Below are 22447 nucleotides of genomic sequence, written 5' to 3'. Positions count from 1 at the left end.
GGTCGAAGGTGAGCGCGACCACGCATCATCTCCTGGTGCGCCTGGTCACGATTTCCGACATCCGCGCGGCGGCCGACCTCCTGGCCCCCGCCGTCCTGCGAACCCCGCTGCTCCCCTGCGCGTGGGCCGACGCGGACCGCCCCCTCTGGCTCAAACCGGAGAACCTCCAGCCGGTCGGCGCGTTCAAGATCCGCGGCGCCTTCCACGCCATCGCGAAACTCCCCGAGGACGTCCGCGCGCTCGGCGTCGTCGCCTACTCCAGCGGCAACCACGCCCAGGCCGTCGCCTACGCCGCCAAGCTCTTCGGCGTCCCCGCGGTCATCGTCGTCCCCGACAACACCCCCCAGGTCAAGATCGACGCCACCCTCGGCCACGGCGCCGAGGTCCACACCGTCCCCATGACCGAACGCGAGTCCCGCGCCCGCTACCTCTCCCACCAACGCGGCTCGACCCTGATCCCGCCGTTCGACCACGTCGACGTCATCGCAGGCCAGGGCACCGTCGGCCTGGAGATCGCCGAAGACCTGCCCGACGTCCACACCGTGCTCGTCCCGGTCAGCGGCGGCGGCCTCATCTCCGGCGTAGCCGTCGCCATCAAGGCCCTCTGCCCCGACGCCAGGGTCATCGGCGTAGAACCGGCACTGGCCGCAGACGCCGCCGAAAGCCTCCGCGCAGGCCGCCGCTCCTCCTCCTGGTCCCCAGCACTGCGCGCCCGCACCATCGCCGACGGCCTGCGCGCAGAACCCTCGGAACTCACCTTCGCCCACATGCGCGAACTCGTCGACGGCATCGTCACCGTCTCCGAATCCGACATCCGCGCCGCCGTCCCCTGGCTGGCCCACAACTCCCGCCTGATCGCCGAACCCAGCGGCGCCGTCACAGTCGCCGCCTACCTCAACCACCAGGACGAACTACCACCGGGAAAGACGGTCGCGATCATCTCCGGCGGCAACCTGGACCCAGCACTGCTCAACGAACTACTGACCGACCAGCCCTAACACCACCCAGCCGCCTGTCCGACGCACAGCGAGGATGCCTCGTCCGACGCGCAGCGAGGATGCCCTGTCCGGCGCAGCTCGGATGCCCAACCGAAGCGAAGCCAGGTGCCTTGTCCGACGCGCAGCGAGGATGCCTCGTCCGACGCGCAGCGAGGATGCCCTGTCGGGCGGAGCCCGATGCTGGCGCAGCCAGACCTACCCCTGCACCCCGATCCGAAGCCATCTCTAGGCTTGACGGAGCTTGTCAAGGCATCTTTCCCGCCTTGACAAGATTCGCCAAGCCTGGAACACTCGGCGACCGGGGTAAAGCCACCTAACCCACAACGGCGACCGCAGCCCTACCGCGCCAACCGAACATGCGTAGGCGGCCCCTCAACCCCACACGCATGGCAGTCAGCAGGCCCAGATCCCGGCACCCCATCCCCCGACGCACCCTGACCCAACGCCCCGTTATCCGTCCCCAAAGCCAACAACCCCCCAACCGCAGCCGCCGCCGCGCACACCAACAGCGCCCTCTGCCACCCCTCCGTCATCACGACCGGATCCGCGTACCCCTTGCCGCTCAACCCAGCCACCGCCGGCAGCGCAGCCACAGCCACCAGACTCCCCGTACGCGCGACAGCGTTGTTCACCCCCGACGCCACCCCCGCGTACCGATCGGGCGCCGCCGCGAGCACCGTCGCCGTCACCGGTGCGACCACCGTCGCCAGCCCCAGCCCGAACACCGTGATCCCCGGCAGCACCCCGGTGAAGTAGGTCGCGCCCGGCTCGGCGTTGCGCAGCAGCAACATCCCCGCCCCCACCAGCAACGGCCCGATGACCAACTGCGCCCTCGGCCCGATCCGCTGCGCCAGCCGCCCGGACCGCGCCGACAGCACCAGCATGATCACCGTGATCGGCAGCCCGGCCAGCCCGGCCGCCGTCGGCGAGTAGTGCAGCGAGGTCTGCAACTGCAGGATCATCAGCACCAGCACCCCGCCCAGCGCCCCGTACATCAGGAACGTCAGCGCGTTGGCCAGCACGAACGTCCGGTTGGCGAAGAGCGAGGGCGGCACCAGCGGCTTGTGGCCGCGGACCTGGAGCACCCCGAACGCCACCAGGCCCACGACCCCGACGATCCCGGCCCCGACCACGAGCGGGTCGGCCCCCCGCGAAGGCGCCTCCACCAGCGCACCGGTCAGGCCCGCCAGGCCAAGAGCGCCCACGACGGACCCCAGGATGTTCGGGTGCCCCGTCAGCGCCTCGTCCCGCGACTCCGGCACGAACCGCCGCGCCATCCACACGCACACCACCGCGATCGGCACGTTGATCAGGAACGCCAGCCGCCACGACCCGGCCTGCACCAGCAGCCCGCCTGCCAGCGGCCCGATCGCCGACGCGATGCCGCCGAGGCCCGACCAGGCCCCGATCGCCCGCGACCGGTCCTCCCGCGCGAACGTCGACTGCAGGATCGCCAGGGAGCCGGGGGTGAGCAGCGCGCCGCCGACACCCTGGAGGATCCGGGCCGCGACCAGCAGTTCCGTGGTGGGCGCCAAGCCGCAGAGCAGCGAGGCGGCGCCGAACCACAGAACGCCGAAGGTGAACATGCGCCTGCGGCCGTAGCGGTCGCCGAGCGACCCGGCGACCAGGATCAGCGCCGCCAGCGACAGCAGGTACCCGTCGAGAATCCACTGGAGCCCCGCGACCGAGGCCTGGAGCTCCTCGCCGATCTTGGGCAGGGCCACGTTCACGATCGTGCTGTCCAGCATCGCCATGCCGGAGCCGACGATCGTCGTCGCCAGCACTGCCTTGGCCCTGGGCGTGCCCCAGGCGATCACTTCGGTGCTCACCCGCGCCATTGTCACCCCGGCCGACGGCCCCGCCCGCACCCCCGGCTTGATCGGATGAGTTCGGATGCGCGAAGGAGGTATAGGAAAAACCTATGAGCCAGACCGCACGATCCACCTGATGGGACGCATCCGATGACTTCGTGACGATTCCGTGAGGCTCGAATTTGCCGCCTGGGCACGTTGTGACTGCCTCACGGGCCGACTGGCGAGAAGACGCCGAGATCGTCCGGCACGGCGGGACGGGGGTCCCCCGGTAGAGTGGTGCCCCCGAAATCGACGCTACCGGACGGGTACGACAACGTTGACAAAACCGCTGGTCCCGACCGGTGGAGAGCGACAGGACCAGCGGTTTCGACGATCAGCCCGCAGGGCGGTTGAGCGTGGCCACGAACTTGTACCGGTCCCCCCGGTACACGCTTCGCACCCACTCGACGGGGTTGCCCTCGGTGTCGAACGAGTGCCTCGACAGCAGCAGCATCGGCAGACCGATGTCCGCTCCGAGGAGTTCGGCCTCCTCGGGGCTGGCGAGCGCGGTCTCGATCGTCTCCTCGGCATGACCCATCTCGACGCCGAACCGCTCCCGGAGCACCTGGTAGAGCGAGGTGCCGGGCGCCAGGTAGCGGCGAAGGCCGCGGAAGCGGCCCAGCGCGAGGTGGGTCGTCTCGATGGCCATGGGCTCGTCGTCGGCCAGCCGCAGGCGGTGCAGCCTGAGCACCTTGGCGCCCGCGCGGACGCCGAGGAACCTGGCCAGCTCGGCCTCGGCGGGCAGCTCGGACGCCTCGATGAGGCGTGACGACGGCTTGCGGCCCTGGGCCCGCATGTCCTCTGTGTACGAAGACAGCTGCAACCGCTGCGCGACCTTCGGCTCGGCCGCGAACGTGCCCTTGCCCTGCACCCTGAGCAGCCGTCCTTCGACGGTGAGCTCGGCGAGCGCTTGCCTGACCGTGGTCCTCGACACGTCGAAGTCGGCGGCCAGCGAGCGCTCGGTCGGGATGGGGGATCCGGGCGGCAGCGCGCGCAACAGGTCCAGCAGGTGCCGCTTGAGTCCCCAGTACTTCGGCTCGCGTTGCGCACGAGACCTGGTGTCCACGCCCGTTCCAGGCGTCGTCTCCAGCATGGCCTTCCTCCTCGTACTGCATCGCGGCTCCACCCACAGGATGCCTTGTCCGCGGCGGATCGTGCGTTCGAACCCCCGACAACCCATAGGAAATTCGTCGGATGACTTTGCAACGTCTCGGCAACGTCCTTGACAGAGCCTGTGGCGCGGCACACTCTAGGCCGCATTGGTCTACACCACTTGGCTGACCCCGGCCGCTTTTGACCGGGCTTTGTGAAAGGGCGCATACGTGAAGGGCTTGAGAGGACTTGCCGTTGGTGCCGCCGCACTGGCGGTAGCCGTGGCCGGCTGTGGCACGAGCGCGAGCAACACCGGGACCGCGGACTCAAGCGGTCCGAAGACGCTGACCGTGTGGTTGATGGACGGCTCCGCGCCGACGACCCTGACCGACGCCTTGAACAAGGAGTTCCAGGACTCGAACAAGGACGTCACGGTCAAGTACGAGGTCCAGAAGTGGGGCGGCATCCAGGAGAAGCTGACCACCGCGCTGACCAGCGACACCCCGCCCGACGTCATCGAACTCGGCAACACCCAGACGCCGAAGTTCGCGTCCGAGGGCACGCTGCTCGACCTGACCGGTGACGCCTCCGACCTCAACGGCGGCGAGTGGCTCGGCGGCCTCAAGGACTCCCTGACCTGGGAGGACAAGCAGTACGGCCTGCCGTTCTACGCGTCGAACCGCACCGTCATCTACCGCACGGACCTGTTCGAGGCCGCGGGCATCACCACGCCGCCCACCTCGAACGACGAGTGGCTGGCCGCGATCGAGAAGCTGAAGACCGCCAACGCGGCCAACCCGGACTTCCAGGCGCTCTACCTGCCTGGCCAGTCCTGGTACACCCTGCTCTCCTTCATCTGGGACCAGGGCGGCGACGTCGCCAAGAAGGACGGCGACAAGTTCGTCGGCGCGCTCGACTCCGCCCCGGCCAAGGCGGGCGTGGACTTCTACAAGAAGCTCGTCGACGCCTCGGCCACCAAGGCCCCGAAGGACACCGACGAGGCCAAGCCGCAGCAGATGGAGGTCTTCGGCACGGGCAACGTGGCGATGATGATCGGTCTGCCGTGGGAGCTGGGTGGCGCTGTCAAGGCCAACCCGGACCTGGAGAAGAAGACCTCCGCGTTCCCGATCCCGTCCAAGACGGCGGGCAAGGCCGCTCCCGTGTTCCTCGGCGGCTCGAACCTGGCCATCCCGGCCGGCAGCAAGAACGTCGACCTGGCCAAGGGCTACCTGAAGCTGCTCAGCGGCAAGAAGTACCAGGACCAGCTCGGCGCCGCGGGCACCGTGCCCGGCACCTCGAAGGACACCGCCTCCCTGGCGTCCAACCCGGTCGGCAAGGCGCTCGCCGCCTCCTCGGCCAACGGCAAGGTCACCCCGGCGACGCCGAAGTGGGCCGCTGTCGAGGCCGGTCAGAACCCGCTGAAGGACATGCTCACCGCGTACCTCACCGGCGCGAAGAGCCTGGACGCGGCTACGACCGACGCCAACACCGCGCTCACCGCGTTGCTCGGCGGCTGACGATCAGCCATGACGGCCGTTGAAACGACCGACGCCGCGGTGCCGGTGAGGACTTCCTCGCCGGCACCGCGGCGTGCCGTTGCGGGCGGCGCGAGGCGCCGCCGGGGCAGCACCTTCGACCGGTTGCTGCCGTACCTGCTGCTGGCCCCCGCCGTGATCGGCATCCTGTGGCTGATCGGTTTCCCGGTCGTCTCGGTGGTGGTGACCAGTTTCCGCAAGCTCGACCTCGGCGAGCTCGTCCGGGGCCAGGTCGTCTGGGTCGGCCTGGACAACTACGCCAAGGTCCTGTCCGACCCGCGCTTCTGGGAGATCACCGTCCGCACGGTCGTCTTCACCGCCGTCGTGGTCGCGACCTCCGTGGTCGTGGGCCTGGCCATCGCGCTGCTGATGCGCCAGCTCAGCACGCCGATCCGGATCCTGCTCCAGGTGTGCATGCTGCTGGCGTGGGCGATGCCGATCATCGCGTCGACCACGGTCTACCAGTGGATCTTCGACCAGCAGTACGGGATCCTGAACAAGATCCTGGTGGAGCTCGGCTTCGACTACGCCGGGCACTCGTGGTTCTCCACGGGCACCGCGACGCTCTCGGTGATCGGGCTGCTCATCGTCTGGCAGGCGATCCCCTTCCTCGCCTTCTCGCTCTACGCGGGCGTGATCGGCGTCCCCGCCGACCTCTACGAGGCCGCGGGCATCGACGGCGCGACGGCGTGGCAGACGTTCCGGGCGGTCACCTGGCCCGAGCTCAAGCCCCTGCTGATGATGGTGACGTTCCTGTCGCTGCTGTGGGACTTCAAGGTCTTCACCCAGATCTGGGTGTTCAAGGAGGGCGGGCCGAGCGGCGGTTCCACGACGCTGCCGGTCCTGCAGTACCTGGAGGGCATCTCGCAGAGCCACTTCGGCGTGGCCGCGGCGGTCAGCGTGCTCATGGTCGTGATCCTGACCCTGCTCACGGTGTCCTACCTGCGCAAGCTGCTGCAGACCCAGGAGGGCAAGCTGTGAACGCGAAGAAGGTGTCGGCGAACGTCGCCGCGGTGCTGATCGCGGCGTTCTTCGCCTTCCCCACGTACTGGATGGTCACCACGGCGCTCAAGCCGAAGAAGGACCTGCTGTCCAGCTCGTTCGACCTGATCCCGTCGTCGGTGACCAGCAGCAACTTCGTCACCGCGTGGACCAAGCCGGGCTTCCTCCAGTCGCTGGGCAACAGCCTGTTCGTCTCGCTGTCCGCCGTGGTGGCGGCGCTGGTGATCGGCCTGCTGGCCGCTCTCGCGCTGTCCCGCATGCGCTTCCGGGGCCGCAAGGGCTTCGTGATGCTGATGCTGGTCGCGCAGATGGCGCCGTTCGAGGCGCTGCTGATCCCGATGTTCCTGATGATGCGCGACCTCGGCCTCTACCAGGACCTGTCGTCGCTGATCCTCATCTACTTCGCGGTGACGCTGCCGTTCTGCGCGTGGACCCTGCGCGGGTTCGTCAACGGCATCCCGATCGAGCTCGAAGAGGCCGCGATGGTCGACGGCTGCGGCCGGTGGGGCGCGTTCCGGCGGGTCACCCTGCCGCTGCTCGGCCCCGGCCTCGTCGCCACCTCGGTGTTCGCGTTCATCACGGCGTGGAACGAGTTCCTGTTCGCCAAGGTCATGGTGCGCGCCGAGGACAAGGAGACCCTGCCCGTGTGGCTGAGCGGCTTCCAGTCCGCGTTCGGCACCGACTGGGGTGGCGCGATGGCCGCGTCCGCCCTGTTCACCGTGCCCGTGCTCGTGTTCTTCCTCATCGTCCAGCGGAAGATGGTCACCGGTGTCACAGCCGGTGCCGTGAAGGGATAGAGCGCTCATGTCGCTGCACCGGCTCGCGGCCGCCGTACTGCTACCGGGTTTCCACGGGACCACCGCTCCCGACTGGTTGCTCGAACGCGTGACCGGCGGGCTGGGCGGCGTCGTGCTGTTCGGCCGCAACGTCGTGGACGACGACCAGGTCACCGCGCTGAACGCGCAGCTGCGCGGCGCGCGCGGCGACGTGGTGATCGGCATCGACGAGGAGGGCGGGGACGTCACCCGGCTCGACGCCGGGCGCGGGTCCGAGGTCCCCGGCAACCACGCGCTGGGTGCCACCGGCGACGTGGAGCTGACGCGGGCCGTGGCGGCGTCGATCGGCGCCCGGCTGGCGGCCTGCGGGGTGTCGCTCAACCTGGCGCCGTCGGCGGACCTGGTGCTCACGCTCGACGACCCGATCATCGGCGTGCGGGCGTTCGGCTCGGACCCGGTCGTGTCGGGCGAGCACGTGGCCGCGTTCGTCGAGGGCCAGCAGGCCGACGGCGTCGCGGCGTGCGCGAAGCACTTCCCCGGCCACGGCGCGTCCACGGCCGACTCGCACCGCGAGCTGCCGGTGCTGCCGCGGACCGTGTCCGAGCTGAACGCCGTGGAGCTGGTGCCGTTCCGCGCGGCCGTCGCGGCGGGCGTCCGGTCGATCATGACCGGCCACCTGGTGGTCCCGGAGTGGGGCGACGCGCCCGCGACGCTCAACCCCAAGGCCGTCGCCGTGCTGCGCGACGAGCTGGGCTTCACCGGCGCGATCATCACCGACGGGCTGGACATGAAGGCCGTCGGCGGCGACTTGGCGCAGGGGTCGGTGCGCGCGCTGGCCGCGGGCGTCGACGCGCTGTGCCTCGGCGGCGAGCCGCTGGACGACGACGGCCTGCAGAGGCTGATCGACAGCATCGTGGCGGCCGTCGAATCCGGTGAGCTGTCGCGGGAGCGCTTGGAGGAGGCGGCGGAGCGCACGGCCGCCCTGGGCACCCCTCCCGCCGCGGTCTCCGGTCACGACGCCGAGATCGGTCTGGTGGCCGCGCGCAGGGCCTTGGAGGTGACCGGCGAACTGGTCATCACCGGTCCACTGCTCGTGCTGGACCTGGTCGTCGCGCCCTCGGAGGCCGTGGGCGCCGTGCCGTGGGGCCTCGGCCCGTACCTGTCGGAGTTGGTCGAGGGCACGTCCGTGCTGGCCACTGACTCGGTGACGCCCGAGGAGGTCGCGGGCAAGGCCGCCGGGCGGACCGTGATCGTGGTGACACGGGAGGCCCACCGCCACGCCTGGGCTCGCGATCTGGTCATCGGATTGGTTAACATTGGTCTGGACCTCGTGCATGTCGAAACCGGCGTGCCGGGCCCTGACCTGGGCGCAGCCGCCCGCGTGAACACCCATGGCGGTTCGAGGGTGTGCCTGCGCGCCGCGGCGGAGCGCATCGCCTCAAGCCGCCTCTCGACCACCTGACAGGGGTATCGATGACCGAGCAGCAGCCCGGCCGGCACATGGCGGCGGAGATCGCCCAGCAACCGGCGATCTTCTCCGGCCTGATCGAGCGGCGTTCCGAGATCGCGCGGGTCGCCGAGGTCGTGCGCGAGCGCAAGCCGCGCTTCGTCCTCTTCGCGGCCCGCGGGTCCAGCGACCACGCCGCCCTCTACGCGAAGTACCTGACCGAGGTGCTGCTGGAACTCCCGGCGGGCCTGGTCTCGCCCTCCACCACCACGCTGTACGGCGGCAAGCCCGACCTGCGCGACGTGCTCGTGGTGTCGGTGAGCCAGAGCGGCGGGTCCCCCGACCTGCTGGAGGTCACCCAGGCCGCGCGGGCGCAGGGCGCGCTGACCGTGGCCGTGACCAACACGTCCGACTCGCCGCTGAACGCCGCCGCCGAACTGTCGGTGGACGTCGGCGCCGGGGTCGAGCACGCGGTGGCGGCCACCAAGACCTACTCGGCCACGCTGCTGGCCCTGTACCTGCTGTTCGACGGCATCCGCGGCGGCGACGGCGAGCACGCGGCCCGGCTCGGCGAGCTGGCGCAGTCCACTTTGGACGGCGCGGAGGAAGCCGTGGTCGAGGCCGTCCGCCGGTACCGGTTCGTGGACCGGGTGCTCACCACCGGGCGCGGGTTCTCGTTGCCCACGGCGTTGGAAGCGGCGCTGAAGCTGGCCGAGACCAGCTACCTGGCCGCGCGGGCGTACTCCGGGGCCGATCTGCTGCACGGGCCCGTGGCGGCCGTGGACGGCGAGACGGCCGTGCTGGCCGTGACCAGTGCTGGCAAGGGCGGGGACGCGCTGCACGAGGTGCTGGACGTGGTGCACGGTCGCGGCGCGGACGTGCTCGCCGTGGGGTCCGCCGCGGACAAGGTGTCGGCCGCCCTGCGGATCCCCGTCGCGGAGACCGCGGAGGAAGTGGCGCCGATCCTGGAGATCCTGCCGGTCCAGCGGCTCGCGCTCGGCCTGGCGCTGGCGCGCGGCGGCGACCCGGACAGCCCGCGCGGGCTGAAGAAGGTCACCCGCACGCGCTAGGCGTTCGAACGGAGAAGGGCCCCCGATCCTCGGATCGGGGGCCCTTTCCCGTGTGTCTACTGCCCGGCGGTCGCGTACCCCACGGCCTGCGCGAGGGGTCCGCCGACGGCCGCGTCGAACACGACGTGCCCGTCCACCCACACCTTGAGCGGGTTGAGGTCGTCGTCCCACCACACGAGGTCGGCGACGGCGCCGGGCGCCAGCCTGCCCAGCCCGGACTCGCCGATCGCCTCGGCGGGCACGATCGTCGCGGAGGCCAGCGCGTCGGCCTCGTTGACGCCGACCGACACGATGTTGCGCACCGCCCGGTCCAAGGTCAGCGCGCTGCCCGCGATGGTGCCCTCGGGCGAGCGCGGGATGCCGTCCTCGGTGAGCAGGACGTCCGCGCCACCCAGCTGGTACCGGCCGGGAGGCATCCCGGCGGCGGCGACGGCGTCGGTCACCAGCGCCACGCGGTGGCCCGCGGCGTTGAACACGAGCCTGCACACGTCGGGGCCGACGTGGGCCAGGTCGGCGATCAGGCCGAGCGTGAACCGGTCGTCCACCAGTGCGACACCGGGCACGCCGGGTTCGCGGTGGCCGAGCGGGCGCTGGGCGTTGAAGAGGTGCGTGACCATCCGGGCGCCCGCGTCGGCGGCCGCCCTGGTCTGCTCACCGGTGGCGTCGCTGTGACCGACGGCCACCAGGACACCCGCCTCGGCGAGCCTGCGGACCGCCTCCATGCCGCCGGGCTGCTCGGGGGCGAGCGTCACCATGCGCAGCGCGCGCCGCAGGGTGTCGTCGGCGAGCAGCTCGTCGATCTGGGCGGCACCGGGGTCCACCATCAGCGCCGGATCGTGCACGCCCGGCCGCTTCGGCGACAGGAACGGGCCCTCGAAGTGCACACCCAGCGGCCGGGCTCCGACGCCTTCGGGCAGCGCGGCCGACGCGGCCAGGACCGCGCGTGCCTGCCTGATCGCGACGGGTACCGGCGCGGTGATCAACGTCGGCAGGAACCGGGTCACCCCGGTCTGCGGCAGCGCCTCGGCGACGACCCGCATGCTCGCGGAATCCACCTCGGCGAAGTCGACGCCTACCGCCCCGTTGATCTGGATGTCCACCAGACCGGGGGTGAGCAGTCCGTGGGTGAGCACTTCCGCGCCCGCGGGCGGTTCACCCGCGACGACCTCGGCGATGCGACCGGCCCGGATGCGCACGTACGCGGGACCGGTGATGGTGCGACCGAGCAGTGCTCGCGGGGCTGCGACAACCGTGTCCAAGGTCCCTCCTCAAATGGTCCAGACCATTATGGCCGGACAACACCGATTTAGTCACCTTTCGTTAAAAGATAACTGATTGTGCCCCCATGAGGTGGGACAGCGCCAGCGCGAACGCACACGAAACCCACACGAGTGGCCCATACTGGACACCAGACATCCGAGGTCTACTACTGAGTCGAGGGTGCCGTGGCAGTCACGGACGACGCGATCCTGCGCGTCAAAGAGATGATCGTCAGCGGGGAGCTCAAGCCCGGCGACCGCCTGCCGCGCGAGGCTGACCTGGCAGAACGCCTTGGCCTGTCCCGGAACTCACTCCGCGAGGCCGTCAAGGCGCTGTCACTCGTCCGAGTGCTCGACGTCCGCCAGGGCGACGGCACCTACGTCTCCAGCCTCCGCGCCGACGACCTGCTCGGAGCACTGTCCTTCGTACTGGACCTCCACCGCGGCGAAGACTCGGTACTCGAAGTCCTCCAGGTCCGCCGAATCCTCGAACCAGCCGCCTCCGCCCTGGCCGCCCAGCGCATCACCCCCGAGGAGATCGCCGCACTGCGCACCATGTGCGACTCCGGCGAAGAAGCGAAATCCGTCGAGGAACTGGTCGAACACGACCTGGAATTCCACCGCGCGATCGCCCGCAGCTCAGGCAACGCCTACCTCGCACAACTGCTCGACACACTGGCAGGCCCAACAGTACGAGTGCGGATCTGGCGCGGAATAGCACAAGCGGGCGCAGCGGAACGCACCATCGCCGAACACCGCGCCATCGTCGACGCACTGGCACTGCACGAAACCGAACTGGCCCGCTCCTGGACCACGGTGCACGTCGCAGGCGTCGAGCAGTGGCTGTCGGACCTGGCCTGACAACAAAAACCACACCCGCTCCCCCCAACGAGAAGCACCACCGGACAACAGACAAACAAAGCCCAACACCCCACCACCGGCGCAGCCGCCCACCCGCATCCGGCGCGGAGCGCCAGTGGCCTTACCGACGCGCAGCGAGGTGCCCTAACCCGGCACAGCCAACACAAGCGGAGCCAGACCTCCCCCTGCCCCCGATACACAGCGCCCTCCTGCCACACTCCCGTTTGTCAAGGCATCTTTCCCGCCTTGACAAACAGGGGTGTGGCATTGAGACAATCGCGCACCGGGGGCCGGGCTTCGCATAGCGGTAAACAGGCTGGAACAACCCAAAGGCCGGGCTTCACAGAAGGCACGCAAACTGCAACAACACCAAAGACCAAGCCCCGCAGGCTGCAAGCAAACTACAACGCACAAAGCCCAAGCCTCACCCCCTACAACCCATAAACCCCAACCGCCGTCCCCCCGAACACAGCGTCCCGCTCCACCTCCGACAACCCACCGGTCAACTCCCCCACCGCACCGAACACATCCGCATACCCAGCCGCCAACAAACACACCGGCCAATCCGACCCGAACATCAACCGCTCGGGCCCGAATGCGTCCAACACCACCTCGAAGTACGGCCGCAGGTCCGCCACCGTCCAGTTCGCCCAGTCGGCCTCGGTAACCAACCCGGACACCTTGCAGAACACGTTCTCGTACTCAGCCAACGACCGGATCAGCTCAGCCCACTCCCCCAACTCACCCGACGCAACCGGCGGCTTCGAACAGTGGTCCACCACGAACCGCACATCCGGCAGCGCCGCAACAGTCCGACAAGCGGCAGGCAACTGACCAGGCACCGTCAGCAGCTCGTACACCAACCCCGCCCGCCCGACCTCCACCAACCCACGCCGCACATCCCCCCGGCACAACCACTCCGGATCCGGCTCACCCTGCACCTGATGCCGAATCCCCCGCAGCCACCCGCCTCCGTGCCCCCCACTCAACCCAGCCAGCACATCAGCGACATCCGGCGCCGTCAGGTCCACCCACCCGACCACCGCGCCCACCAACTCCGAACCCTCCGCCACAGCAAGGAGTTCCGGCGTCTCACCCGCCTCGGTCACGGTCTGCACCACCACCGTCTTCGAGACACCCGCCGCCGCAGCCAACGGCTCCAGATCCCCCACCGAGAAACTCCGCCGAATCACCCCCATCGGCGGATCGGTGATCCACCCCTGATCACGAACACCCAAGTCCCACAAATGATGATGCGCATCCACGATCACAGACCCGGAACCTCCGACCTCAGCAACCCCTCGGCCCGCAACGCTCCCCACAACCCCACCGGCACCGGCGCCGCGAAGTGCCCGGCGTTCGCCTCCATCTGCCCCGCCGTCCGCGAGCCGACGACAACGCCCACCACCGCCGGATGCCCCAGCGGGAACTGGATCGCCGCCTGCGGCAACGCGACCCCGACCCCCTCGCACACCGCGGCGATCCGGCGAGCCCGGTCGACCACCTCGGGCGGAGCCGCCGCGTAGTCGTACATCGCCCCGTCGGGCACAGCGGCCTGCGCCAGCAGCCCGGAGTTGAACACCCCCGCCGCCACCACCGCCACACCGCGCTCCAGGCACAGCGGCAGGAACTCCTCCACCGAGTCCTGCTCCAGCAACGTGTACCGCCCGGCCAGCATCACCACGTCGACGTCGGTCTCCCGGACGAACCGGGCGGGCATCTCCCACTGGTTCATCCCGACCCCGATCGCCCCGACCACGCCCTGCTCGCGCAACCCGACGAGCGCCGGAATCCCCTCGCGGGACGCCTGCTCCCAGTGCCCGTCCGGGTCGTGCAGGTACACGACGTCGACGTGGTCGGTCCCCAACCGGTCCAAAGAGGACTCCAGCGACCGCTTCACGCCGTCCGCGCTGAAGTCCCACACCCGGCGGTGGCTCGCGGGCACGGCGAACCCGTTGGCCAGGTCGTCACCCCCGGCGTCGGACGGCTCCAGCAGCCTGCCGACCTTGGTGGACAGCACGAACTCCGACCGCGGCCGCGCCGCCAGCGCCTCGCCGAGCCGCTGCTCCGACAGCCCGAGGCCGTAGTGCGGGGCGGTGTCGAAGTACCGGACCCCGTTGTCCCACGCGACGTCCACCGCCGTGTGCGCCTGTTCGTCGGAGACCTCCTGGTAGAGGTTCCCGATCGGGGCGGCGCCGAATCCCAGCCGCGTCAACGACACCCGCACAGCCACGCTCCTCGGTCGGTCACGCCTTGGGGCGCAGGCGCAGCCCGTGCATGCCGCCGTCGACGGCCAGGACCGTGCCCGCGGTGGAACCGGACAGCGGGGAAGCCAGGTACGCGATGGCCCCGGCGACCTCGTCGGCCGACACCAGCCGCCCGTGCGGCTGGCGGGCCTCCAGCGCGGCGCGTTCGGCCGCCGGGTCCGGCGCCGAGTCGAGCAGCCTGCCGACCCACGGGGTGTCCGCGGTGCCTGGGGCGACCGCGTTGACCCGGATGCCCTCGCGCAGGTGGTCGGCGGCCATGGCCAGCGTCAGCCCGTGGACCGCGCCCTTGCTCGCCGAGTACAGCGCGCGCTGCGGCAGCCCCGCCCACGCGGCGATGGAGCAGGTGTTCACGATCGCCGCGGACGGCGACTCGCGCAGGTGCGGCAGCGCCGCCCGCGACACCCGGACCATGCCGAGCACGTTCACGTCGAGCACCCTGTGCCACTCGTCGTCGGCGTTGGCGGTGACGTCGCCCTGCGCGCCGATGCCCGCGTTGTTCACGACGACGTCGAGCCCGCCGAAGCGCTCGACGACCGCCGCGATCGCCGCGCGCACGCTCTCGTCGTCCGACACGTCCGCGCGGATGCCGAGCAGCGGTTCCTCCAGCCCTTCCGGCGCGAGGTCCAGGCAGGCGACCCGCGCGCCCCGGCTCGCGAGCAGCCGGGCCGTGGCCAGGCCGATGCCGGACGCGCCTCCGGTCACCACGGCGACCAGGCCTTCGAAGTCGGTCATGAGCCCTCCTCGTCCAGCGCTGTCCACACCGGACCGTCCGGGAAGCGGAAGTCCGCCAGCGTCTCGTCCTTGAGCCGTGCGGAGAACCCCGGCCGGTCGGGCACGAGGTAACGGCCGTCGCGCACCACCGCCGGGTCGAGGAAGTGGTCGTGCAGGTGGTCGACCCACTCGATCACGCGGTCGTCCATCGAGCCGGACACCGCGGCGAAGTCGAACATCGACAGGTGCCGCACCAGTTCGCACAGCCCGACCCCACCGGCGTGCGGGCACACCGGGACGCCGAACTTCTTGGCCAGCAGCAGGATCGCGATGTTCTCGTTGACCCCGGCGACCCGGCAGGCGTCGATCTGCACGACGTCGACCGCGCCCGCCTGGAGCAGCTGCTTGAACACCACCCGGTTCTGCACGTGCTCGCCGGTGGCGACCTTGATCGGCGCCACCGCCCGCGCGATCGCCTGGTGGGCGAGGACGTCGTCCGGCGAGGTCGGCTCCTCGATCCAGTACGGGTCGTACGGCGCCAGCTCGCGCATCCAGTCCACGGCCGTGCCGACGTCCCAGCGCTGGTTGGCGTCGACCGCGATCCTGATGCCGTCGCCGACGACCTCGCGGGCCAGCTTCATCCGCCGCACGTCGTCGGCCAGGTCGCCGCCGACCTTGAGCTTGATCATCCCGAAGCCGTCGGCCACGGCCTGGCGGGCGAGCGCGGTCAGCTTCTCGTCGGAGTAGCCGAGCCAGCCGGGCGAGGTCGTGTAAGCCGGGTAGCCGTCGCGTTCGAGCTGGGCCATCCGCTCGTCGCGGCCCGCTTGGCCGTCGCGCAGCAGGTCCAGCGCCTCGGCCGGGGTGAGCGCGTCGGACAGGTAGCGGAAGTCGACGAGGCCGACGACCTCCTCGGGGGTCATGAGCGAGAGGAACCGCCACAGCGGCAGGTCGGCGCGCCGGGCCGCCAGGTCCCACGCGGCGTTGACCACCGCGCCGATGGCCATGTGCACGACGCCCTTCTCCGGGCCGAGCCAGCGCAGCTGCGAGTCGCCGACCAGCTCGGAGGACAGCGCGCCCAGCGCCGCGGCGTCCTCCGGCACGGCCCGGCCGACGACGTGCGGGGCGAGCGCGCGGATGGCGGCGGCCTGCACGTCGTTGCCCCGGCCGATGGTGAACGCCAGGCCGTAGCCGTCCGGGCCGTCGTCGGTGCGCAGCACCACGTAGGCCGCCGAGTAGTCCGGGTCGGGGTTCATCGCGTCGGAGCCGTCCAGCTCGCGCGACGTGGGGAACCGGATGTCGAGCACGTCCATCCCGACGATGGCGGCCATCCTCAGGCCTGCCCGAAGGTCTGCTGCTGCTTCCCGAGGCCCTCGATCTCCAGCTCGACCACGTCGCCCGCGCGCAGGTACGGCTTCGGCTCCGGCTGGCCGAGCGCGACACCGGCGGGCGTGCCCGTGTTGATGAGGTCGCCCGGTCGGAGGACCATGAACTGGCTCGCGTAGCGAACCACCTCCGCCACCGGGAAGATCATGTTCCTGGTGGAGGAGTCCTGCTTCAGCTCGCCGTTCACCCAGAGCTTCAGCGCGAGATCCTGCGGGTCGGCGATCTCGTCGGCGGGCACGAGGAAGGGGCCGAGCGGGTTGAAGGTCTCGCAGTTCTTGCCCTTGTCCCACGTGCCGCCGCGCTCGATCTGGAACTCGCGCTCGGACACGTCGTGCGACAGCACGTACCCCGCCACGCAGGCGAGGGCGTCCTCATCGGACTCCAGGTACCGGCCGGTCCTCCCGATCACGATGCCGAGTTCGACCTCCCAGTCGGTCTTGACCGACTTGCGCGGGATCAGCACCTCGTCGTAGGGGCCGACGATCGTGTCGGCGGTCTTGAGGAACACCACGGGCTCGGCGGGCAGGGCGGCACCGGTCTCCTCCGCGTGGTCGCGGTAGTTGAGGCCGATGCAGACGATCTTGCCGGGAGGCGCGATCGGCGGCCCGACGCGCAGGTCGCCCTCGTCCAGGGCGGGCAGCTCACCGGCCGCCAGCGCCTCGCGCGTGGCGGCGATCCCGTCGGCCGCGAGGAACGTGCCGTCGACGTCCCCGGTGAGCGGGGCGAGGTCGTACGTGCCGCCGTCGTGGCGGACGGCTGGACGTTCGGACCCCGGTGCTCCGAGACGCAAGAACTGCACGGCTGTTCCTCCTCATGATGGCGCAATACATCGGATGTATAACGCGTCGATCCCGGTCCCGTCTAGAGGCTGAGCGATGAGTCGTCCGATGAATCGATCTTTCCCGACCTCGCCCCACCAGGCCGGACGAGCTGACGACCCCCCGTTGGGATGAACGCCGTGCGACTGACGGCCGCGGCGGCGCCCGATCGTCCACTCTTAACGGTCCGCGCACAACCAGTCACTGTCCGCCGGATTCCACGCCGCCGCCGTCCGACGAGGGAAGTCAATGAACAACCACCGGACCACCCGGTCCGCGGGGGTGCTCGCGACCTCAGCACTGCTGGTCGCCGCCCTCCTGCACCCCGCGGAGGTCGCGACAGCGGCCCCCACCGCGGCGCCGCTCGCCGAAGCGGTCCGCGCCGCCACCGGCAAGCCCGCCGCCCAGGCCCCGTCCGAGCAGGTCGGCCGGTCGCTCGCGAAGGCCACCGGCACGGTGACCGCGTTCGTCGAGCTGACCGGGACGCCCGCCCTCGACACCTACACCGCCGCGCGGGCCAGGGGCGAGACCCCCGACCTGGCCAAGGGGGCCGTGAAGCTGACGAGGGAGCTCAGCGACGCCGCGGCCGACAAGGTCGTCGGCGCGCTGCGCGCCAAGGACTCCGCGGCGAAGGAGGTCGGCAAGACCAGCAACGCCGTGTCCGGCGTCGTGGTCACCGCCGACGCGGCCGGGCTCCGCGAGCTGGCCTCGATGCCCGAGGTCAGGGCCGTGCGGCTGAGCGTGCCGAAGGTCGTGCAGAACGCCAGCTCGGTGCAGCTGACCAGGGCGTTGGAGGTCTGGCGGGACACCGGCCGCCTCGGGGAGGGGGTGCGGATCGGGATCGTCGACACCGGTGTCGACTACACCCACGCCGACTTCGGCGGCCCCGGCACGGTCGCGGCGTACGAGGCGGTCGACCGCGCCACCGTCGACCCGTCGACCTTCCCCACCGCGAAGGTGGTGGGCGGCAGGGACTTCGCGGGCGACGACTACGACGCGAGGTACCCGGAGAAGTCCACGCCGGCGCCGGACGACAACCCGCTGGACTGCGCGGGCCACGGCACGCACGTCGCGGGCACGGCCGCGGGCCGCGGCGAGAACGCCGACGGGTCCACGTTCACCGGCGACTACGCCGCGCTGGACGCCGACGCGCTGGCGAAGATGAGGATCGGTCCCGGCACCGCCCCGAAGGCGTCGCTGTACGCGTTGAAGGTCTTCGGCTGCACGGGCAGCACCAACCTGACCGCGCCCGCCCTGGACTGGACGCTCGACCCGAACGGCGACGGCGACCTCACCGACCACCTCGACGTGGTCAACCTGTCGCTGGGCAGCGACTTCGGGGGCCAGGACGACCCGGACTCGCTGTTCGTCCGCAAGATCACCGAAGCCGGTGTGCTCGTGGTGGCGGCGGCGGGCAACGGCGGCGACTTCTACGACGTGGGCGGCTCGCCCGCCAACACGCCGGAGGCGCTGGCCGTCGCCAACACCAGGGACGCGTTCGCGGTCCTGGACGGCGTCGAGGTCGCGGGCGCGCAGAAGCCAGGCCAGTACAGCCAGAGCTTCACCGGCTACGAGGGGCTCGACCTCACCAAGCCGGTCGTCCCGCCGGGCGCCCCGGAGAACCTGGACGGCTGCGACCCGTTCTCCGAGGCCGACGCCGCCGTGGTCGCGGGCAGGTTCGCCTGGCTGGACTGGGACGACGACGAGTCGACCCGCGAGTGCGGCTCGGGCGTCCGCACCGACAACGCGCTGGCGGCGGGCGCGGCGGGCGTCGTGCTGTCCTCCACGCGGGACAGCTTCCTGGCGGGCATCGCGGGCAACGCGGGCATCCCGGTCTTCCAGCTCACCGCCACGGCCACCGACGAGCTGCGCCCGGCCCTCGCCGACGGCACCCTCCAGCTGCGGATGCTCGGCGGCCTGCGCAACTCCGTGCCGACCACCACCCCGAAGCTCGCCGACACGATCACCCCGACGTCGGCCCGCGGCTCGCGCGGACCGATCGCGGCCAAACCGGACGTGGCCGCACCCGGCGACACCATCCTGTCCGCCCACTTCGGCACCGGCGGCGGCGCGGTCAGCATGGGCGGCACGTCCATGGCGTCGCCGCACGTGGCGGGCATCAGCGCCCTGGTCCGCGAGGCGCGCCCGGACTGGTCGCCGGAGGAGGTCAAGGCCGCCGTGGTGAACACGGCGGGCGCGGACGTGACGTCCGGCGACGACAACACGACGGGCGTCGAGGAGGCCCCGATGCGCGTCGGCGCGGGCCGGGTCGACGCCATCGCGGCCCTCGACACCGAGCTGCTGGCCATGGTGAAGGACGACCGCGGCTCGGTGGGCGTCTCGTTCGGACCGGTCGAGGTCACCGACGCGGTGTCGCTCACCAAGACCGTGGAGGTCGTCAACAAGGGCGACCGGACCCGGACCGCGACAGTCTCCTACGAGGCGGCGACCGCCCCGCCCGGCGTGACGATCACCGCGTCCACGCCCGCCGTCCGCGTCGCCCCGCACGGCGTCGCCGAGGTGCAGGTGACCATGCGGATCGCCAAGCCCGGCGAGCTGCGCAAGTCCGCGGACCCGACCCTCGTGAAGACCCAGGCCGAGCAGGCGAGGCAGTACCTGACCGAGGCGTCCGGCCGCCTCGTGGTCAAGCCCGTGGACGGCACCCCCGAGCTGCGCGTCCCCGTCTACGCCGCCCCGAAGCCCATCGGCGACACCGCGGTGGAGTCGCTGGAGTTCACCGGTGACGAGGGCCTGCTCGCCGTCGGCGGCCGCGGCCTGCGGCAGGGCGAGGGCGAAGCCACCTACCGCTCGCTGCTCAGCGCGTTCGAACTCCAGGCCACCAGCCCCGAACTGCCCGACTGCGACGACGTGCGGAAGGTGGACTGCGCCCTGAACGCCACGGCCAAGGGCGGCGACCTCCGCTACGCGGGCGCCGCCTCCACCGCGCCGACGGCCGGGGAGGAGGGGAAGCCCGCGGACGCGCTCATGGCGTTCGGCATCGTCACCTGGGGCGACTGGACGACGCTCGGCAGCAACAACACGCCCGTGGTCGACATCGACACCACGGGCGACGGGGAGACCGACTTCACCGTCGTGGTCGCGAAGCCCAAGGACGCCAACGGCAGCGTCACCGCCGACCTCTGGCTCGCCCGCACCAGGTCGATCGACGGCACCGTCGTGGGGGAACAGCCGATCAACGGCCAGTACGGCGACGTCGACACCAACGTGATGGACACCAACGTCGTCGTCCTCCCGGTCTCGCTGGCCGCGCTGGGCATCGACGCGACGGCGGCCTCCCACCGGATCAGCTACAAGATCGGCTTCGGCGGCACGTACTCCGCGCCGGAGCGCGAGGACGGCCTCATCGACGAGATCACCGGGAGCATGTCGTTCGACCCGCTCGCCCCCGGCCTCCGGCTCAGGGGCGACGGCGGAACGACCCTGTCCTACGAGGCGAAGCCGGGCACCGTCCTCGTCGTCGACTGCGACCCCGCGGCGCTGGCGACCGACAAGGCCACCGACCTGCTGGTGCTGCACCACCACAACGGCACCGGCAAGCGCGCCCAGCTCGTCCCGCTCGCCGGCGACTGAGCGTTCACCCGACCGGGCCCGGCGTACCCACTTGGGCGTGCCGGGCCCGTCGTGTTCTCGGCATACTCGCTCGAATGGGCTTCGTGGTGGGACTGGACGCCGGCGGGACCGCTACCAGGGCAGTGGTGCTGGACCTGGACGGCACCAGACTGGGAGCGGGCGTGGCCGGCGGCGCCAACCCCAACTCCCACCCGCCCTCCCGCGCGGCCTCCCAGATCGGCGACGCGCTCCGCGCCGCCCTGGAGGGCCTGGACGTCCGGAAGGTCCAGTCGGGCGTCCTCGGCATGGCGGGTTCCAGCAAGCTCACCGACCCGGACGTGGCCGCGCTGTTCCAGAAGGCGTGGGCGGGGGCGGGTCTGCGCTGCCCCATGCGGGTGGTCACGGACTGCGAGGCCGCGTTCGCCGCGGGCTCGGCCTCACCCGACGGCACGGTCGTGGTGGCGGGGACCGGGTCCGTCGCCGCCCGGATCGTCGACCACGGGCTGCGCGACACCACCGGCGGCTACGGCTGGCTGCTGGGAGACGAGGGCTCGGCGTTCTGGATGGGCCGCTCGGCCGTCCGGGACACGCTCGGGCAGTTGGAGACCGACGAGCCGCTGTCCGCGTTGGCGGAGGCGGTGCTGGGGATGTCGCTGGTGGAGACCGCGCCGCGGCGGCGGATGTGGTCGCGGCTGATCACCGTGGTCAACAGCGTGCCACCGATCGGACTGGCCCGGTACGCGCCGCTGGTGAGCGCGATGGCCGCCGACCAGGACCCGCACGCGCTCGACATCGTGGACGCGGCGGCCCGCCTGCTCGCCGACATGACCATGGCGGCTCGCGAGCCTCGGGAACGGACCCCGATCGTGCTGGTCGGCAGCCTCGTCGGCCCGTCGAGCCCCGTCGGCGACCGTCTGCGCAGCCTCCTGCGGGCCCGAACCGGCGCCGTCGTCCGCGTGGCCGCCGAAGCCGCCGCCGGCGCCGCCTGGCTGGCCGCCCTCGAGGTCCTCGGCCCCACCGCCCCCCGCCCCACCTAACCGCGAGTCGAACCCCCAGACACCCCGTGTCGAACGCTCAGGCACCCCGAATCCCTCACTCCGGCACCCGGCTCGTGGCCTCCGAGACCTCCCCCGGCACCCGCGGGTGCCGCAGCCCCGGATGGTCCTCCGGCAGGGACCGGCGCAGCAGCCACCAGCTGACCGCCAGGCACAGCGCCTGCAACGGCCACGTCAGCACCGCGCGCGCCACGCCGAGCGCCACCACCTGGCCCGCCAGGTACAGCGCGCCGAACACCAGCACCCGCACCACGTACTGGCCGACCCACGCCCAGCTGGCGACGCCGTAGGCCCGCAGCAGGTCCGGGTCCTTGCGCCAGCGGGTCTTCTGGCCGATGACGACGCCGACCACCACGCCCAGCAGCGGCCACCGGATCACGATGCTGGCCGCCCACATGAGCGCGCTGGCCACGTTGGACAGCAGCTGCACGAGGAAGAAGTCCTCGGCGCGGCCGGTGTGCAGGGCCACCAGGGCGGCGATCACGACCATCGCGACGCTCACCACGGCGGCGCGCGGGCGTTCGCCGCGGACCATGCGCACGGCACCGATCAGGACTCCGCACAGGACCGCGGCCCAGGCCCCCACGACCACGGACTGCCCGGCCACCAGCCACCCGAGCACGAAGGCCACCGGGGGCAGTGAGGCGTCCAGCGCCCCGCCCCGGCCACCCAGCAGCTCGGCCAACGACTCCTGACGGCTCTCGGTCATGCCTCCAGCCTGCCTTAGGGGATCCTTACCCAGGTAACGGA

At 71.2% G+C, this 22447-nt stretch carries 18 protein-coding genes; 9 read left to right on the top strand and 9 right to left on the bottom strand.

Going from position 1 to position 22447, the window contains the following annotated elements:
* The first annotated feature begins 35 nt into the window (after positions 1–35).
* Positions 36–998 carry a threonine ammonia-lyase gene (locus tag RM788_RS27460; protein ID WP_315920331.1) on the top strand — a complete coding sequence of 321 codons (963 nt, stop codon included), beginning with the start codon at positions 36–38 and terminating at the stop codon, positions 996–998.
* A gap of 338 nt (positions 999–1336) precedes the next feature.
* On the opposite strand, the gene RM788_RS27455 is transcribed toward RM788_RS27460, so the two are convergent.
* Together RM788_RS27455 and RM788_RS27450 are read right to left on the bottom strand one after the other, a co-directional pair.
* Complete coding sequence (locus RM788_RS27455; RefSeq protein ID WP_315920328.1) at positions 1337–2827, bottom strand: MFS transporter; 1491 nt, start codon at positions 2825–2827, stop codon at positions 1337–1339.
* A 358-nt stretch (positions 2828–3185) separates the two neighbouring features.
* A complete protein-coding gene (locus RM788_RS27450) occupies positions 3186–3944 on the bottom strand; it encodes a GntR family transcriptional regulator (protein WP_315920326.1) in 759 nt (252 codons plus the stop codon).
* A 229-nt stretch (positions 3945–4173) separates the two neighbouring features.
* On the opposite strand from RM788_RS27450, the gene RM788_RS27445 reads away from it, so the two are divergent.
* From RM788_RS27445 to RM788_RS27425, 5 genes are read left to right on the top strand one after another with little or no spacing between them, the layout of a single operon-like run.
* Positions 4174–5460 carry a sugar ABC transporter substrate-binding protein gene (locus RM788_RS27445; protein ID WP_315920324.1) on the top strand — a complete coding sequence of 429 codons (1287 nt, stop codon included), beginning with the start codon at positions 4174–4176 and terminating at the stop codon, positions 5458–5460.
* A gap of 9 nt (positions 5461–5469) precedes the next feature.
* The gene (locus RM788_RS27440; protein ID WP_315920322.1) at positions 5470–6459 is read left to right on the top strand and encodes a carbohydrate ABC transporter permease; all 990 of its coding nucleotides are present in this window, start codon (positions 5470–5472) and stop codon (positions 6457–6459) included.
* On the top strand, positions 6456–7277 hold the full coding sequence (locus RM788_RS27435) for a carbohydrate ABC transporter permease (RefSeq protein ID WP_315920320.1): 822 nt from the start codon (positions 6456–6458) through the stop codon (positions 7275–7277). The genes RM788_RS27440 and RM788_RS27435 overlap by 4 nt, the downstream gene beginning before the upstream one ends.
* A 7-nt stretch (positions 7278–7284) precedes the next feature.
* A complete protein-coding gene (locus RM788_RS27430; protein ID WP_315920318.1) occupies positions 7285–8718 on the top strand; it encodes a glycoside hydrolase family 3 protein in 1434 nt (477 codons plus the stop codon).
* An 11-nt stretch (positions 8719–8729) separates the two neighbouring features.
* Positions 8730–9773, top strand: coding sequence for an SIS domain-containing protein (locus RM788_RS27425; protein WP_315920316.1), 1044 nt, complete (start codon positions 8730–8732; stop codon positions 9771–9773).
* A 56-nt stretch (positions 9774–9829) separates the two neighbouring features.
* Here the strand turns inward: RM788_RS27425 and nagA are convergent, their stop codons facing one another.
* A complete protein-coding gene (nagA, locus tag RM788_RS27420) occupies positions 9830–11032 on the bottom strand; it encodes an N-acetylglucosamine-6-phosphate deacetylase (RefSeq protein ID WP_315920314.1) in 1203 nt (400 codons plus the stop codon).
* A 186-nt stretch (positions 11033–11218) separates the two neighbouring features.
* On the opposite strand from nagA, the gene RM788_RS27415 reads away from it, so the two are divergent.
* The gene (locus RM788_RS27415) at positions 11219–11893 is read left to right on the top strand and encodes a FadR/GntR family transcriptional regulator (RefSeq protein ID WP_315920312.1); all 675 of its coding nucleotides are present in this window, start codon (positions 11219–11221) and stop codon (positions 11891–11893) included.
* Positions 11894–12324: 431 nt separating this feature from the next.
* Here RM788_RS27415 and RM788_RS27410 read toward each other — a convergent pair whose 3' ends face one another.
* The 5 genes from RM788_RS27410 to RM788_RS27390 are packed head-to-tail and all read right to left on the bottom strand — an operon-like array spanning position 12325 to position 17053.
* On the bottom strand, positions 12325–13164 hold the full coding sequence (locus RM788_RS27410; protein ID WP_315920310.1) for an amidohydrolase family protein: 840 nt from the start codon (positions 13162–13164) through the stop codon (positions 12325–12327).
* Positions 13161–14120 (bottom strand): aldo/keto reductase, encoded by a 960-nt coding sequence (locus tag RM788_RS27405; protein ID WP_315920308.1) that lies wholly within the window; start codon positions 14118–14120, stop codon positions 13161–13163. The genes RM788_RS27410 and RM788_RS27405 overlap by 4 nt, the downstream gene beginning before the upstream one ends.
* A 19-nt stretch (positions 14121–14139) precedes the next feature.
* Positions 14140–14892: an SDR family NAD(P)-dependent oxidoreductase gene (locus tag RM788_RS27400; protein WP_315920306.1), complete on the bottom strand. Its 753-nt coding sequence runs from the start codon at positions 14890–14892 to the stop codon at positions 14140–14142.
* Positions 14889–16199: an enolase C-terminal domain-like protein gene (locus tag RM788_RS27395; RefSeq protein ID WP_315920304.1), complete on the bottom strand. Its 1311-nt coding sequence runs from the start codon at positions 16197–16199 to the stop codon at positions 14889–14891. Before RM788_RS27395 ends, RM788_RS27400 begins: the two co-directional genes overlap by 4 nt.
* A gap of 2 nt (positions 16200–16201) precedes the next feature.
* On the bottom strand, positions 16202–17053 hold the full coding sequence (locus tag RM788_RS27390; protein WP_315920302.1) for a fumarylacetoacetate hydrolase family protein: 852 nt from the start codon (positions 17051–17053) through the stop codon (positions 16202–16204).
* A 268-nt stretch (positions 17054–17321) separates the two neighbouring features.
* Here RM788_RS27390 and RM788_RS27385 point away from each other — a divergent pair, with 268 nt between their 5' ends.
* Together RM788_RS27385 and RM788_RS27380 are read left to right on the top strand one after the other, a co-directional pair.
* Entirely contained in the window at positions 17322–20663 is a 3342-nt protein-coding gene (locus tag RM788_RS27385) for a S8 family peptidase (protein WP_315920300.1), read from the top strand.
* 74 nt (positions 20664–20737) lie between these two features.
* A complete protein-coding gene (locus tag RM788_RS27380) occupies positions 20738–21679 on the top strand; it encodes an N-acetylglucosamine kinase (RefSeq protein ID WP_315920298.1) in 942 nt (313 codons plus the stop codon).
* 55 nt (positions 21680–21734) lie between these two features.
* Here the strand turns inward: RM788_RS27380 and RM788_RS27375 are convergent, their stop codons facing one another.
* Positions 21735–22406 (bottom strand): DUF3159 domain-containing protein, encoded by a 672-nt coding sequence (locus tag RM788_RS27375; RefSeq protein ID WP_315920296.1) that lies wholly within the window; start codon positions 22404–22406, stop codon positions 21735–21737.
* Between the last annotated feature and the right edge of the window lie 41 nt (positions 22407–22447).

Origin of the sequence: Umezawaea sp. Da 62-37 (assembly GCF_032460545.1) — a bacterium.
In the GTDB taxonomy this organism is placed as follows: Bacteria; Actinomycetota; Actinomycetes; order Mycobacteriales; family Pseudonocardiaceae; genus Umezawaea.
Note: the sequence above shows the minus strand (reverse complement) of the source record. Positions and strands in the feature narration are given on the sequence as shown.

Coding starts and splice junctions, on each gene's coding strand:
- RM788_RS27450 (WP_315920326.1), bottom strand. CDS start 3,944: ATGCTGGAGACGACGCCTGGAACGGGCGTGGACACCAGGTCTCGTGCG.
- RM788_RS27440 (WP_315920322.1), top strand. CDS start 5,470: ATGACGGCCGTTGAAACGACCGACGCCGCGGTGCCGGTGAGGACTTCC.
- RM788_RS27430 (WP_315920318.1), top strand. CDS start 7,285: ATGTCGCTGCACCGGCTCGCGGCCGCCGTACTGCTACCGGGTTTCCAC.
- RM788_RS27425 (WP_315920316.1), top strand. CDS start 8,730: ATGACCGAGCAGCAGCCCGGCCGGCACATGGCGGCGGAGATCGCCCAG.
- RM788_RS27400 (WP_315920306.1), bottom strand. CDS start 14,892: ATGACCGACTTCGAAGGCCTGGTCGCCGTGGTGACCGGAGGCGCGTCC.
- RM788_RS27395 (WP_315920304.1), bottom strand. CDS start 16,199: ATGGCCGCCATCGTCGGGATGGACGTGCTCGACATCCGGTTCCCCACG.
- RM788_RS27385 (WP_315920300.1), top strand. CDS start 17,322: ATGAACAACCACCGGACCACCCGGTCCGCGGGGGTGCTCGCGACCTCA.
- RM788_RS27380 (WP_315920298.1), top strand. CDS start 20,738: ATGGGCTTCGTGGTGGGACTGGACGCCGGCGGGACCGCTACCAGGGCA.
- RM788_RS27375 (WP_315920296.1), bottom strand. CDS start 22,406: ATGACCGAGAGCCGTCAGGAGTCGTTGGCCGAGCTGCTGGGTGGCCGG.